A 15,202-nucleotide genomic window follows, 5' to 3' on the forward strand; every position below is an offset into this window, starting at 1 on the left:
TCCTGTCGGGCATACGTAAGACATAGGGGCGCACGAGTGGAAGCTCCGGTTGGGGTTCACGTCCTGCGCCGAAGTAGAACGCTCAACAGACGGTCGACCCGCAGATGACCGCCGGTTCGTGGTTGTCGCGCTTCGACGCGTGAGAACCGTGGATCCTCCCCCGCGGAGACCCATGGGCGGTGCACCCTGTTCTCAGGGCAGGGCTGTGGCTGCGCGAGGAGCCTCGATGCGTCACTCTCACCCGGATCGCGCCCGCGAGATGGCGCACAATCAGCCTGTGGGTGCCACTTCGGAACGCCCGACCGCAGAAGCGCACGCCCGTGCGTGTCCGGTGCTTCGCCCACAGCTCGCGCACGGGTCGGTTCCCCCGTCACCCATGGCCTCAGCGCCTGAGATACCTGCATCCCTGGTGCGAATGTCAGCCCACGACCAGGCCGATTCCGGAGACGGCCCGGTCGACGGCCATCACTCCCTCGGACCCTCGCACGGTGAGCGGCTGATGGGTGACTGCACGTGCTGCTGCCCGCTCCCCAAGGATCTCACGGAGACAGTCATCCCGCCCGTGACGCGCCATCCCAGAGAACACTATTGAGCTGCGGCCTCAACGAGTTCCCTCTCCACCTCACCGGAGAAGGAACCCAGCGCGCTGCTCGCTCCACCGTCTGCTCGAGCAAAGCGCCCCGGCCGGCGGCTGACTCCCGCCGCCGACACCACACATCAGTGAGCTCCCGATCCCCGACTTTCCGATCCGAGCGTGTTCGGGTGATGTTTCACGTGAAACGCAACCACTCACGTGGGTTGGCGCATCGACACGGCTCGCCGATAAACCCCCGCTCTAGGAGCGCCCAGTCTCGCGCTCACGGATCAGTGGCACCGCACGCGCTCGCGCCTTGCCGCGCCACAGTGCCGTGGCGCGATGTTTCACGTGAAACACCCCCCGAACCCGAGGGTGGATTCACGTAAGTGGTTGCTCCATCAGGGAGTGCTTCACCGCGGGCCACCTCGCCGGCCGCTTCGCTCGCGCGCAGCGTCGACCTAGCCCCTGCGCGTGCCGCCGACAAAGATGCGGTTTCACGTGAAACGCCTTCGGCAAGCTCCCGGGGTGCGACCGCCACACTGCACCGGAGGCCAGCAAGCACCGGCGCACCAACTCGCGCTGGCCTCCGCCGCCTGCGCTGCCGATTTATGACATGCTCCGTCAGCAACCAACATTGAGACTTGCGCCTCCGTGGCGACGCCGGGGAGCCCGGCGTCAGATGTCCATCAATCTTCAGCACCACTCGGCGCCCTACGCGGAGTGATGCGGCGGAGAAGCACCGGCGCGTTGTCGCTTACTAGCCACCCGCAGCCCGCTATCGCCGCACTCTCACCCCAGCCCAGCCGACGCACGTACCCCTGACCCACTTCATTCGAGCCTCAAAGGCATACGACACCCAAGACCATCGTGTTTCACGTGAAACACGGTCGAACGAGCACGGGAATACGAGCGTCTGCGATCGCACCAACCTTTGGCGAGCCGCTGGACGAGCGGACGCGATACCCTGACGGCCATCAGACGCCCGCGTCCCCACACGCTGGCGCGTGACGAGAAGCACATCCCCGCCTCGCACTGCATCCTCTCACCAGGATTCAGAGCGCCGCCGACATCACGTCCCCAGTGCCACGCGAGAGAGAACCAACGACGCTGCGGAGCGCTGTTCTGTTCCCTCAGCGGACCACGGCGCGCACCACGCGTGTGGTCTCGGGGATGATGCCCTCGCCCAGCACCTCGACACGCACGTCCGAGAGTCGGAACTTCTTGATCTGCTTCTGGGCTGCGTCGATCTCGTTCGGAGCGTTCATGCCCTTGAGAAGCGTGAGTTCCCCGCCGTCACGGACGAGCGGAGCGGTGAGAGGTATGAGCGTTCGCAGTGCACTGACCGCACGGGCCGTCACGACATCGAAACCCTTGGACCCGTCGACCTCTTCGGCGCGAGCACGCACGACCTCGACGTTGTCGAGACCCAACGACTGCACCTGTTCGTTCAGCCAGATCACGCGGCGTTCCATGGGCTCGATGAGAGTCCACCGCACATCCGGGCGCGCGATCGCGAGCACCAGACCGGGCAGTCCCGCACCTGATCCGATATCCGCCACCGATCCGTGGAACAGCGGTGCGGCGATCGCGCTGTTCAGGATGTGGCGCGTCCACAGGCGCGGAAGCTCGAGCGGGCCGATGAGGCCGCGCTCTTCGCCGTGCTCCGCCAGTGCAGTCGTGAAGCGGCGCGCGAGATCGATCCGCGCTCCGAACAACTCGGCTGCGACGGAGGGTTCCGCCTCGACCGCCGTCACAATGCGCTCTTGCTCTGACGTTTCACGTGAAACGTCAGCGGCGGCGGAGGACGGTGTGGCGATCCGCACCCTCACCATAGGACTCGGAGACGAGACCCTGGTCGGCGGCGATGTCGTGCACCAGCTTGCGCTCGTAACTCGACATCGCGGGAAGCGACGCCTGGGATGCACCCTCGTCCAGCTTCGCCGCGGCAGCGTTGACGAGCGTCTCGAGCTGGCGGCGGCGCGTGTCGCGGGATCCGCCGATGTCGAGGATCAGCCGAGAGAACGAACCGGTCTTGTTCTGCACCGCGAGTCGCGTCAGCTCCTGCAGCGCCTGAACGGTGTCCGGCGCCGACAGCAACGACAGACCGTCGCCCTCAGCATCGACCGAGACATAGGCACGCCCCTGACGCACGTCGAGGTTGAGGTCTCCATCGATGTCCGCGATGTCGAGGAGTTCCTCGAGGTAGTCCGCGGCGACATCGCCCTCGTTCTCCAGCTGAGCCACGGTGGGCTCGACCGTCCCGGTCGTCATGTTCTCGCTCACGAGGCGCTCCCCTTCTTCTTCGCGCGCTTCTTTCCGACGGGCTGCTGACGCTTGGGGGTCTGAGCCTTCGCGCGCTCCGCCTCTTCCAGCATCCGCTGCTGCTCTGCTTCGTACGCCGCCATCGAGACGACCTTGCCGGAGCTGTCGATCGCCTTCCCCTTACGAGCGAGTCGCTCCTCACGAGCCTTGGCCGCCTCGGACCCGGGCGTCGGCATCTCACGGATGACGAGGAACTGCTGACCCATGGTCCACAGGTTCGAGATGAACCAGTAGACGACGACGCCGAGCGGGAAGAACACACCCGAGAAGATGAAGCCCAGCGGCAGCACGTAGAGCATGATCTTCTGCATCTGGTACGCCTGGCCGGTCTTGGCCTCGGGCGAGAGGTTCTTCGAGATGATCTGAAGCTGGGTGAAGAACTGCGACGCGATCATGAGCACCACGAGCGTGACGAGGATGACGATCGCCGTCGTGTTGCCTGCATCCACGGCGTTGCCGAGAGTCTCGTGCAGCGATGCGACGCCGAAGAGCTTCGCATCGTAGAACTCCTTGGTGAGCTCCGGGCTGAGGAGCCCGACGCCGCCGATGCCGGCCTTCGCGTGCTTGCTGACGTCGCTGAGGACGCTGTAGAGGGAGAAGAAGATCGGCATCTGCACGAGCAGCGGAAGACAGCTCGACATCGGCGTCGTGCCGTGCTTCTTGTACAGCGCCATGGTCTCGCGGCTCATCGCCTCACGGCTGAGCTGGTCCTTCTTACCGCGGTACTTCTCCTGAACTTTTCGCAGTTCAGGAGCGATTTCCATCATCTTGCGCTGGCTCTTGATCTGCTTGACGAAGAGCGGGATCAGAGCGGCGCGGACCACGATCACGAGACCGACGATCGACAGCACCCAGGTGAGTCCGGATGCCGCGGGCATGCCGACTGCCGTGAGGAGCCAGTGCCAGGCGACGAGAACGAGCTCGACGACCCACTTGAGCGGCCAGAGGATGGTCCCGATCAGGTCGAAGCCACCGGAGGCGGGCTCCGGTGAGGGTGTGGTGCTGGCGAGCAGGAGGTCAAGACCCACCGATCAGTCCTTTCGGGCAGGGACGACGAAACCGCGGGCGGTCAGGTCATAACGGAAGTGTTCGTGCGGACGGACGTCGTCGACGCCGCCGTGGCTCCAGGGATTGCACCGGAGAATGCGCCAGGCCGAGAGGATCGCCCCCCGGACTGCTCCGTGCTGTTGCACCGCTCCTACAGCGTAAGCCGAGCATGACGGGTAGTAGGCGCAGACGTCTCCATAGAGGGGGGAGATCACCGTGCGATAGCCGGCCAGGAAGCCGAGCACCAGATTGCGCGGGATCAGCGGGATGCTGCGAAGCAGGTCCGCTGTCTGGAGATGGCCCGTCCCGATGGACGACGCCGGCAGCGCAGTCACGCCGGCACCTGCGACAGACGTCCGAGGCAGCGGTTCACGTCGGCGGCGAGCTCCGCGTAGCTGGCGGTCGCGGATGCAGGAAGGGCACGGATGACGACATCCGTGCCCTCGGGAACTCGTGCGAGCGCCTCCGCACAGACGGCTTTGAGTCGTCGCCTGACGGTGTTGCGCACCACGGCGGTGCCCACCTGCTTGCTGATGATGAACCCGAACCTCGCGGCTCTGCTCTCGCCCGTCGACATCATCGAGGTGATGACGCGCGCGCCGCCACAGCGCGAACCGCGTCGAACGACCAGTCGATAGTCGCTCCCGCGAGTCAGACGGGACGGGCGGGCGAGCACAGCGGTTTACGCGGAGAGCTCGGTGCGGCCCTTCGCGCGGCGAGCCGAGAGGATCGCGCGGCCGGCGCGGGTACGCATACGAAGACGGAAGCCGTGCTTCTTGGCGCGACGGCGGTTGTTGGGCTGGAAGGTGCGCTTGCTCATGGAATCACTCCGGGAATGCTGCCACCGGGATCTGTTTGACCGGAGACATAGGGATCTGCCGTTCAGGCATAAGTCAACCGATTAAGGGTACGTCCTGGCGGCGCGCAGAGCAAATCTGCGCGCCTGAGCCCGGGATGACCGAACGATCCGCACAGCCATTATCCACAACCTCTGCTCTGCACGTTTGCGCAACACGCGCGCGTGATTCCCTAGGCAGGTTGCCGTTCACAGCCGCGATGACTACCGTGGCATCCGAAGTTATCCACAGGTGAGAACGGCACTCGTCGTCCGCCCTCGATCCCCCAGCCCGGAGCGTCATGTCCTCACCAGCCCAGCCCGACGTTCCGATCTGGGCCACGGTGCAGGACCTCCTCGAGGCGGACGACCGCGTCACGCCGCAGCTCCAGGGCTTCCTCAGCCTCGCGGTGCCTGCCGGAGTGATGGCCGCCACCCTCTACCTCGAGGTGCCGAACGACCTGACCGCCGCGCAGATCAACAAGCGCCTGCGGCTGCCGATCATGGAGGCCCTCTCCCACATCGGCGACGAGGTCACCTCGTATCGGGTGGTCGTGAATCACGAGCTCGCCGAGCAGGCCACCGCACCCATCGCCGTCCCCGACTACGGTCGGCAGGAGCAGATCCGCGTCGACTCCCCCATGGAGCAGCCCGCCTCGCTCCGACACGAGTCACGGCTCAACCCGAAGTACACCTTCGACAACTTCGTCATCGGCCAGTCCAACCGCTTCGCGCACGCCGCCGCCGTCGCCGTGGCCGAAGCACCGGCGAAGGCGTACAACCCGCTCTTCATCTACGGCGACTCCGGCCTCGGCAAGACCCACCTGCTCCACGCGATCGGCGACTACGCGCAGTCCCTCTATGCAGGGGTGAAGGTGCGATACGTCTCGAGCGAGGAGTTCACGAACGACTTCATCAACTCGATCGCGAACAACCGCGGTGCGGCCTTCCAGGCGCGCTACCGCGACGTGGACATCCTCCTCATCGACGACATCCAGTTCCTCCAGGGTCGGGCCGAGACCCAGGAGGCCTTCTTCCACACCTTCAACACGCTGCACGATCACAACAAGCAGGTCGTGATCACGAGCGATGTCGCCCCCAAGCATCTGACCGGCTTCGAAGACCGGATGCGGAGCCGCTTCGAGTGGGGCCTCATCACCGACGTGCAGGCGCCCGACCTCGAGACCCGCATCGCGATCCTCCGCAAGAAGGCGCAGAGCGAGGCGCTGCACATCCCCGATGAGGTGCTCGAATACATCGCGACGGTGGTGTCCTCCAACATCCGCGAGCTCGAGGGCGCGCTGATCCGCGTCTCGGCCTTCGCCAGCCTCAACAGGTCGGCTCTCGACATCTCTCTCGCCCAGACGGTGCTGCGCGACATCATCGACACGGCCGAGGACAACATCATCTCGCCGACCGACATCATCACCGCCACCGCGCAGTACTTCAAGCTGACGGTCGACGACCTCTACGGATCGAGCCGCTCGCAGCAGATCGCCACCGCCCGTCAGATCGCGATGTACCTGTGCCGCGAGCGCACCAGCCTCTCGCTGCCGAAGATCGGACAGCTGTTCGGCAATCGCGACCACACCACGGTCATGTACGCCTACAAGAAGATCAGCGAGCTGATGAAGGAGCGGCGCTCCATCTACAACCAGGTGACCGAGATCACCACGCAGCTCGGTCGCCGCTGAACGCGGTACCGACCACTCGCGAAGGGGTCGCAGCCTCCGAAAGGATGCTGCGACCCCTTCGTCGTCCGTGCGACGCGCCGTGGAAAGTGCGGATCGATGCCGGTTTGCACATGTGGATAACTTGTGGATGATTCCCCGCGGGGTCGGGACGAATGTGGGGGAAACTCGCGAACCTGTGGATAACTACAGGGACGCGGAACCGGCCTCCGGAGCTCCACAACCGCGAATTCCTCAGGGATTCCACAAGTGACAAACGTGTAGTTCCCTACTCGCGCCTGATATCCACCGACTTATCCACAGTATCCACAGGTGTTAACACCGTTAAGGAGTTAAGTCATTTCAAGGGCGATCCGATCACCAGACGCTGGGGACAGACCGTCGAGCCGATCGATTCGCTTCGTCGTATGGATCGGCCCGAGTCTGGGGCTAGCATGGGAAGCCCTGCACTGGCAGGACCCATCACCACGCGTCACAGAACGACGACAAGGGAGCACCCGTGAGGTTTCAGGTCAATCGCGATGTCTTCAGCGAGGCTGTGTCCTTCGTCGTCAAGCTCCTGCCGCAGCGCAACCCTCAGCCGATCCTCGCGGGCGTCCTGATCGAAGCCGACGGCTCCGGTCTGACCCTCTCCGCCTTCGACTACGAGGCATCCGCGCGCACCACGATCGAGGCCACGGTCGACACCCCCGGCACGATCCTCGTGCACGGACGACTGCTGTCCGACATCGCCAGCCGCCTGCCGAACGCCCCGATCGAGATCGCCGTCGAAGACGACGGCGGCATCACCGTCACCTGCGGGTCGGCCCGATTCACGCTCGCCGCCATGCCCGTCGAGGAATATCCTTCGATCCCCGAGGTCTCGGGGTCATCGGGGGTCGTCCCCGCCGACGACTTCGGCACCGCGATCTCGCAGGTCGGGTTCGCCGCCTCGCGCGACGATGTCACCCCGGTCCTCACCGGCGTGCAGCTCGAGGTCTCGGGCCAGAGCCTCAGCCTCGTCGCGACCGACCGCTATCGCGTCTCGCTCCGAGACGTCCCGTGGGACGGTGAGGCCGTCGAGACCACCGCACTCGTCCCCGCGCGGACGCTGCTCGAGGTGGGCAAGACCTTCGGCCACGCCGGCACCATCCAGATCGCGTTCTCCGGAGCCGGCGATCGGGAGATCATCGCCTTCACCGCAGGCAACAAGACCGTCACCTCCCTGCTCATCAAGGGCAACTTCCCGCCGGTCCGCCGGCTCTTCCCCGAGCAGACCGACCACTACGCCGTCGTCAACACCGCCGACCTCATCGAGGCCGTGCGTCGTGTGTCACTCGTCCTCGACCGTGCGGCGCCGCTGCGCTTCACCTTCTCGAGCGACGGCGTGACGATGGACGCATCGGGCAGCGAGCACGCCCGCGCGTCCGAGTCGGTCGACGCCATCCTCTCGGGCGGCGACGAGGTCACGCTCGGGCTGAACCCGCAGTACCTGATCGAGGCTCTCGGCGCGGTCAAGAGCGAGTTCGTGCGTGTGACCTTCACCTCGAGCGACAACGCCAACAAGCTCAGCCCGGTGCTGATCACCAGCCAGACCTCGGTCGATCAGGCGGGGCTGGACTCGTTCAAGTACCTGCTGCAGCCGAACCTCCTCCTCCGCTGATCCGCTCCGCCGAGGGGCGGACGTCCCCGATCTGCGGCCCAGGGCAGTGTCAGAGGCCGAAGGTAGGCTGATCCCGTGATTGTGGAGCACCTGAGTCTGGTCGATTTCCGCAATTACGCGACCGCGGAACTCGCTCTGCACAGAGGTCCCAACGTCCTCGTCGGACGGAACGGGCAGGGAAAGACCAACCTGGCGGAAGCCGTCGTCTTCCTCGCGACGCTCGGCTCGCACCGCGTCTCGTCCGACGCCCCGATGGTGCGCGACGGGCAGGAGTACGCGATCATCCGCGCACGACTCTCGCACGGGGAGCGCAAGGTGCTCGCCGAGGTGCAGCTCAACCGGCAGGGATCGAACAAGGCGCGCATCAACGGCTCGCCGGCGAAGACCAGCGAGCTCCCCCGGTATGCGCACGTCGTGCTCTTCGCGCCCGAGGACCTCCAGATCGTCCGCGGCGACCCGTCGTCACGTCGTCGCTTCGCGGACCAGCTGCTGATTCAGCGGACACCCCGGATGTCGGCGGTGCTCGCCGACTACGACCGGGTGCTCAAACAGCGGACGGCGCTTCTCAAGTCGGCGCGCGCACGCGGCATCCGCGGCGAGGCCCTCAGCACGCTCGACGTCTGGGATGACAAGCTCGTCTCCCTCGGATCCGAGATCATCGCCGCCCGTCAGCGACTCGCGGCGGATCTGCAGCAGCCGGTCGCCGACGCCTACGCGGCGATCGCGGGCGCCGACCACCAGCCCCAGCTCGACTGGGCGCTCTCGGTGCGCGGAGGAGATCCCGAGGAGGGCGAGGACGACCTGCTCGGAGCCGATGGATCGCTGAGCCCGTCGAAGTGCGCCGAGCTGTTCCGAGCCTCTCTCCTCGCGAAGCGTACCCAGGAGCTCGACCGGGGTCTCACCCTCACCGGGCCCCACCGCGACGACCTCGTGCTCAAGGTCAGGGGCCTTCCCGTCAAGGGCTACGCCTCGCACGGCGAATCGTGGTCGGTGGCGCTCGCGCTCCGCCTCGCATCGGCCGAGCTGCTGCGCAGCGAGTCGCCCGCCGGCGATCCGGTGCTGATCCTCGACGACGTGTTCGCCGAGCTCGACGCCGACCGCCGACAGCGCCTGGCGTCGCTCACCGCGGGGTACGAGCAGGTGGTGGTCACCGCGGCGGTGGAGGAGGATATCCCCGAGGTCCTGCACGCGCACGTCGTGCGCATCGCGGCCGGGACGATCAGCGACGAGCGGGGCGCCGCCGACGATCAGGAGGTGGCGGGTGACTGACATCGCGGCGGCCCCTGCACCCGAGACCCCCGAGACCGTCGCGACCTACCTGCGTCTGCGTGGCCTGCAGCCGAGTGCCAAGAACTGGAAGCGCAAGCGTCGCGTCGTCGCCGACGATGAGAACGCGCCGTTCACGCCGGGGCGCGACCCCGGCTCGCTCGGCGCCGTGCTCGACAAGCTCAGTCGCGACTCCGGATGGCAGACGACGCTGGCCCGCGAGGACCTCGTCCGCCAGTGGGCCGATCTCGCCGGTGCGGACACCGCCAAGCACTCCGAGCCGGTCTCGCTCGAACGCGGCCTCCTCACCGTGAAATGCGACTCCACGGCCTGGGCGAAGAACCTGCAGTACATGCGCGGCACCATCCTCACCGAGATCGGTCGTCGATACCCGGATGCCGGCGTCGAGAACCTCCGCTTCATCGGACCGGACGTACCCTCATGGAAATGGGGTCCCAGAGTCGTTCCAGGGCGGGGTCCTCGCGATACCTACGGGTAGGACACCATGCGAGGGGTCCGACACGCTCAGAGGGCCACACGTGGCCGCTGAGCCGCATATCGCCACGAAAGACCGCTAGACTGGGAGTTCGTGATATCGATGTGGAGAATGCCCTCAGATGACGCCTGAATCCCCTGCAGACGAGACGGAATCGACCGACGGGACCCCCTCGAACTCGGGTTCCGGTGCCGCATCGACTGCACCCAGGGCGCAGCAGCCGGGTGAGTACGGCGCCGACTCCATCCAGATCCTCGAGGGTCTCGAGGCGGTGCGCAAGCGTCCCGGCATGTACATCGGCTCCACCGGACCCCGCGGCCTCCACCACCTCGTCTACGAGATCGTCGACAACTCCGTCGACGAGGCGCTGGCCGGTTACGCCGACACCATCCTCGTCACGCTGCTCGAGGACGGCGGCGTCCGCGTCGTCGACAACGGCCGCGGCATCCCGGTCGACCCGCACTCGTCCGACCCCTCGAAGTCGACCGTCGAGGTCGTGCTGACGATCCTGCACGCCGGAGGCAAGTTCGGCGGCGGCGCCTACGCCGTCTCGGGCGGACTGCACGGCGTCGGCTCGTCCGTCGTGAACGCGCTGTCGACCCGGTTCGAGGTCGAGGTCAAGCAGAAGGGCTTCGTCTGGCGGCACAGTTTCGCGAACGGCGGCGTCCCCCAGCAGAAGCTCGAGAAGGGCGAGGCCGCCGAGACGACCGGCACCGCGATCACCTTCTGGCCGGACGCGGAGATCTTCCAGGAGACCGTCGAGTTCGACTACGACACCCTCCGCACCCGCTTCCAGCAGATGGCCTTCCTCAACAAGGGCCTGCGCATCGAGCTGTCCGACGAGCGCCCGAACTCGGCCTACGAGGTCGAGGAGGAGGGGCAGGCCGTCGTCACGCAGCCGAGCGACGTCTTCTTCTACGAGCGAGGACTCGTCGACTACGTCGAGTACCTGAACAAGGTCCGTCACGCCGAGGTGGTCAACGAGGAGATCATCGCATTCGAGTCGGAGGACACCGAGCGCAAGATCTCCCTCGAGGTCGCGATGCAGTGGACCACGTCGTACACCGAGAACGTGTTCACCTACGCGAACACCATCAACACGCACGAGGGAGGCACGCACGAGGAGGGATTCCGTGCGGCGCTCACCACTCTGGTGAACAAGTACGCCCGTGCGAACGGCCTCCTCAAGGAGAAGGACGACAACCTCTCGGGTGACGATGTCCGCGAGGGACTCACCGCCGTGATCTCGATCAAGCTCGGCGAACCGCAGTTCGAAGGCCAGACGAAGACGAAGCTCGGCAACACCGAGGCGAAGGCGTTCGTGCAGAAGGTCGTGGGCGACCAGCTCGGCGACTGGTTCGATCGCAACCCGAACCAGGCGAAGAACGTGATCCGCAAGGCGATCGATGCCGCGACCGCCCGTATGGCCGCCCGCAAGGCGCGCGAGACCGCTCGCCGCAAGAGCGTCTTCGAGTCGGCCGCCATGCCGGACAAGCTCAAGGACTGCACGAGCAAGGACCCGTCGATCAGCGAGATCTTCCTCGTGGAGGGCGACTCCGCCGGCGGATCCGCGGTGCAGGGCCGCGACCCGCACACGCAGGCGATCCTCGCCCTGCGCGGCAAGATCCTCAACGTCGAGCGCGCGCGTCTCGACAAGGCGCTCGGCAACAAGGAAGTCCAGGCGATGATCCAGGCCTTCGGCACAGGCATCGGCGAGGAGTTCGACATCGAGAAGGCGCGGTACCACAAGATCGTGCTGATGGCGGATGCCGACGTCGACGGGCAGCACATCACCACGCTGCTGCTCACGATGCTGTTCCGCTACATGCGGGGCCTCATCGAAGCCGGCTTCGTCTACCTCGCGATGCCTCCGCTCTACCGACTGAAGTGGACGAATCAGCCGCACGAGTACGTCTTCAGCGATGCGGAGCGCGACGCTCTGCTCAAGCACGGACTCGACAACGGCAAGCGGATCCCGAAGGAAGCCGGCATCCAGCGGTACAAGGGTCTCGGTGAGATGAACGCCAAGGAGCTGTGGGAGACCACGATGGACCACACCACGCGGACGCTCCGCCAGGTGACCATCGAGGACGCGGCCGCCGCGGACGAGATCTTCAGCGTCCTGATGGGTGAGGACGTCGAGTCGCGTCGCAGCTTCATCCAGCGCAACGCCAAGGACGTCCGCTTCCTCGACATCTGACCCCACTCACATACACACACTGAACTGCGGACTGCAGAGGCGGAGGAATCTCGTCGGAGTGAGCATCGGGAGGGGCCCGCGAAGCGGGAGGGTCCCCGCTCTGCGAACGAAGACGAGATTCCGTAGCCGGGTAGCCAAGACAGAGAAGACACACACATGACAGACGACATCCGCCCCGAGCCGGAGCACGACCACGGCAAGATCGATCAGGTCGACCTGCAGTCGGAGATGCAGCGCAGCTATCTCGACTACGCCATGGCCGTCATCGTGGGCCGCGCTCTGCCCGATGTCCGCGACGGCCTGAAGCCGGTGCACCGCCGCGTGATCTACGGCATGTACGACGGCGGCTTCCGCCCCGACAAGTCCTTCTCGAAGTGCGCGCGTGTCGTCGGCGAGGTCATGGGTCAGTACCACCCGCACGGAGACTCGGCGATCTACGACGCCCTCGTCCGCCTAGTGCAGCCGTGGTCACTCCGCTACCCGCTGGCCCTCGGTCAGGGGAACTTCGGCTCCCCCGGCAACATGGGCGCGGCGGCTCCTCGATACACGGAGACCAAGATGGCTCCGCTCGCACTCGAGATGGTGCGCGACATCGAAGAGGACACGGTCGACTTCCAGGACAACTACGACGGCCAGACCCAGGAGCCGACGGTCCTGCCGGCACGGTTCCCGAACCTGCTCGTCAACGGATCGGTGGGCATCGCGGTCGGAATGGCGACCAACATCCCGCCGCACAACCTGCGTGAGGTGTCGGCCGCCGCGCTGTGGGTGCTCGACAACCCCGGGATCTCGCGGGAGGAGCTCCTCGAAGGGCTGATCCAGCGCATCCCCGGCCCCGACTTCCCGACCGGGGCGCAGATCCTCGGCACGAAGGGCGTCCACGAGGCGTACCGCACGGGCCGCGGCTCCATCACGATGCGCGCCGTGGTCAACGTCGAGGAGATCCAGGGCCGCACCTGCCTCGTCATCACCGAGCTGCCGTACCAGGTGAACCCCGACAACGTCGCGGTCAAGATCGGCGACCTCGCCCGCGACGGCAAGATCACCGGCATCGCGGACATCCGCGACGAGTCCTCCGACCGCACGGGTCAGCGGCTCGTCGTGGTCCTCAAGCGCGACGCGGTCGCCAAGGTCGTGCTGAACAACCTCTACAAGCACACCCAGCTGCAGGAGAACTTCGGCGCGAACATGCTCGCGATCGTCGACGGCGTGCCGCGCACCCTCGCGATCGACGGCTTCGTGACAAACTGGATCTCGCATCAGCTCGAGGTCATCGTCCGTCGCACGCGGTTCCGCCTCGCGAAGGCCGAGCGCCGGATGCACATCCTGCGCGGATACCTCAAGGCCCTGGATGCGCTCGACGAGGTCATCGCGCTCATCCGCCGGTCCGCCACGGTGGAGGACGCGCGCGAGGGACTCAAGAAGCTCCTCGACATCGACGACGACCAGGCGCAGGCGATCCTCGACATGCAGCTGCGACGTCTCGCGGCGCTCGAGCGGCAGAAGATCCTCGACGAGGCGTCCGAGCTCGAAGCGCTCATCGCCGAGTACAACGCGATCCTCGCCGACGAGGCCCTGCAGCGCGACATCATCCGCGAGGAGCTCACGGGCATCGTCGACCGCTTCGGCGACGAGCGTCGCACGCACATCCTGCACGGCTTCGACGGCGACGTGTCCATGGAGGACCTCATCGCCGAGGAGGAGATGGTCGTCACCGTCACGCGCGAGGGCTACATCAAGCGCACCCGCAGCGACAACTACCGGTCGCAGCACCGCGGCGGCAAGGGCATCAAGGGCGCGCAGCTGCGGGCCGACGACATCGTCGAGCACTTCTTCGTGACGACGACGCATCACTGGCTGCTCTTCTTCACGGACAAGGGTCGCGTCTACCGCTCGAAGACGTACGAGGTCCCCGAGGCCGGCCGCGACGCCAAGGGCACCCATGTCGCGAACCTCCTGGCGCTGCAGCCCGACGAGAAGATCGCCCAGATCCTCGACATCCGCGATTACGAGGTCGCCGACTACCTGGTGCTCGCGACGCGCGACGGCCTGGTCAAGAAGACGAGCCTCTCCAGCTACGACACCAACCGTCAGGGCGGCGTCATCGCGATCCGTCTGAACGACGAGGACGAGCTGGTCTCGGCGCTCATGGTCAACGCGGAGGACGACATCCTCCTGATCAGCCGCAAGGGCATGTCCGTGCGCTTCAGCGCCACCGACGAGGCACTGCGACCGATGGGCCGTGCGACCGCCGGCGTCAAGGGCATGAAGTTCCGCGAGGGCGACAGCCTGCTGTCGGCGTCGGTCGCGGCGCCTGGACAGTACGTCTTCGTGGTGACCGACGGCGGCTACGCCAAGCGCACCGCGATCGACGAGTATCGGGTCCAGGGACGCGGTGGTTTCGGCATCAAGGTCGCCAAGCTGAACGACGATCGGGGCACTCTCGCGGGCGGTCTGATGGTCTCCGAGGACGACGAGGTCTTGGTGGTTCTGTCCAGCGGCAAGGTGGTACGCTCTGCCGTGGCCGAGGTGCCCGCCAAGGGCCGAGACACCATGGGAGTGGTGTTCGCACGGACGACAGAAGCCGACCGGATCCTCGCCATCGCCCGCAACGGTGAGCGGGGCCTCGCCGAGGAAGACGACTCGGCCGAGGCGGAGGCGGACTCCCCCGTCGCCTCCCCCGAGACGACCGAGAACCCTGAGGAAGCAGACGCATGAGCACGGTAGCCGACAAGCTGGCGAAGAAGTCCACGCGCAAGACCAGTGGCAAGCAGGTGCGCCTGCGCCTCGTCTACGTCGACTTCTGGTCGGCTGTGAAGCTGTCGTTCCTCGGCGCGGTCGCCCTCGCGATCGTCACCATGGTGTCGTTCTTCCTGATCTACCTGGTGCTCCAGGCCACCGGGATCCTGGCCCAGGCCGACGAGTTCATCGGCGTCGTGACCGACGACTCCGTCCGGATCTCCGAGGTCGCAGGCCTCCCGCAGGTGATGGCCTTCGCCGCGGTCGTCTCGATCCTCAATCTGATCGTCTTCACGGTGCTCGGCGCCGTCATCGCCGGCATCTACAACGTCGCCGTCAAGGTGACGGGCGGACTCCTCGTGGGCTTCATGTCGAACTGACGGATCC

General features: G+C 66.2%; 12 protein-coding genes and 1 pseudogene. 7 read left to right on the plus strand and 6 right to left on the minus strand.

Features of this window, described 5'->3' with window-relative positions; genetic code table 11:
• Positions 1-1,707 precede the first annotated feature (1,707 nt).
• From rsmG to rpmH, 6 genes are read right to left on the minus strand one after another with little or no spacing between them, the layout of a single operon-like run.
• On the minus strand, positions 1,708-2,331 hold the full coding sequence (rsmG, locus tag A4X16_RS15140) for a 16S rRNA (guanine(527)-N(7))-methyltransferase RsmG (protein ID WP_067122069.1): 624 nt from the start codon (positions 2,329-2,331) through the stop codon (positions 1,708-1,710).
• Positions 2,332-2,365: 34 nt separating this feature from the next.
• Positions 2,366-2,848, minus strand: a complete 483-nt coding sequence (locus tag A4X16_RS15145; protein WP_197491857.1) for a Jag family protein — start codon at positions 2,846-2,848, stop codon at positions 2,366-2,368.
• 8 nt (positions 2,849-2,856) lie between these two features.
• Entirely contained in the window at positions 2,857-3,927 is a 1,071-nt protein-coding gene (yidC, locus tag A4X16_RS15150) for a membrane protein insertase YidC (RefSeq protein ID WP_067122075.1), read from the minus strand.
• 3 nt (positions 3,928-3,930) lie between these two features.
• A complete protein-coding gene (yidD, locus tag A4X16_RS15155) occupies positions 3,931-4,281 on the minus strand; it encodes a membrane protein insertion efficiency factor YidD (protein WP_067122078.1) in 351 nt (116 codons plus the stop codon).
• A complete protein-coding gene (rnpA, locus tag A4X16_RS15160; protein WP_082914492.1) occupies positions 4,278-4,622 on the minus strand; it encodes a ribonuclease P protein component in 345 nt (114 codons plus the stop codon). The genes yidD and rnpA overlap by 4 nt, the downstream gene beginning before the upstream one ends.
• Before the next feature lie 6 nt (positions 4,623-4,628).
• Complete coding sequence (rpmH, locus tag A4X16_RS15165; RefSeq protein WP_022889115.1) at positions 4,629-4,766, minus strand: 50S ribosomal protein L34; 138 nt, start codon at positions 4,764-4,766, stop codon at positions 4,629-4,631.
• 434 nt (positions 4,767-5,200) lie between these two features.
• On the opposite strand from rpmH, the pseudogene dnaA reads away from it, so the two are divergent.
• The 7 genes and pseudogenes from dnaA to A4X16_RS15200 form a co-directional block, all read left to right on the plus strand.
• Positions 5,201-6,475 (plus strand): annotated as a pseudogene (dnaA, locus tag A4X16_RS15170) (chromosomal replication initiator protein DnaA); the annotation flags it as partial.
• 496 nt (positions 6,476-6,971) lie between these two features.
• Entirely contained in the window at positions 6,972-8,114 is a 1,143-nt protein-coding gene (dnaN, locus tag A4X16_RS15175; RefSeq protein ID WP_067122085.1) for a DNA polymerase III subunit beta, read from the plus strand.
• A 75-nt stretch (positions 8,115-8,189) separates the two neighbouring features.
• Positions 8,190-9,383: a DNA replication/repair protein RecF gene (gene recF / locus A4X16_RS15180; RefSeq protein ID WP_067122087.1), complete on the plus strand. Its 1,194-nt coding sequence runs from the start codon at positions 8,190-8,192 to the stop codon at positions 9,381-9,383.
• Entirely contained in the window at positions 9,376-9,879 is a 504-nt protein-coding gene (locus A4X16_RS15185; protein WP_082914493.1) for a DUF721 domain-containing protein, read from the plus strand. The genes recF and A4X16_RS15185 overlap by 8 nt, the downstream gene beginning before the upstream one ends.
• Positions 9,880-9,997: 118 nt before the next feature.
• Positions 9,998-12,076, plus strand: coding sequence for a DNA topoisomerase (ATP-hydrolyzing) subunit B (gyrB, locus tag A4X16_RS15190; protein ID WP_082914494.1), 2,079 nt, complete (start codon positions 9,998-10,000; stop codon positions 12,074-12,076).
• Positions 12,077-12,232: 156 nt separating this feature from the next.
• Complete coding sequence (gene gyrA / locus A4X16_RS15195; RefSeq protein ID WP_067122090.1) at positions 12,233-14,794, plus strand: DNA gyrase subunit A; 2,562 nt, start codon at positions 12,233-12,235, stop codon at positions 14,792-14,794.
• The gene (locus tag A4X16_RS15200) at positions 14,791-15,195 is read left to right on the plus strand and encodes a DUF3566 domain-containing protein (RefSeq protein ID WP_067122092.1); all 405 of its coding nucleotides are present in this window, start codon (positions 14,791-14,793) and stop codon (positions 15,193-15,195) included. The genes gyrA and A4X16_RS15200 overlap by 4 nt, the downstream gene beginning before the upstream one ends.
• Positions 15,196-15,202: the final 7 nt, after the last annotated feature.

The sequence above is a fragment of the Microbacterium sp. H83 genome, from assembly GCF_001650405.1.
Lineage (GTDB): Bacteria > Actinomycetota > Actinomycetes > Actinomycetales > Microbacteriaceae > Microbacterium.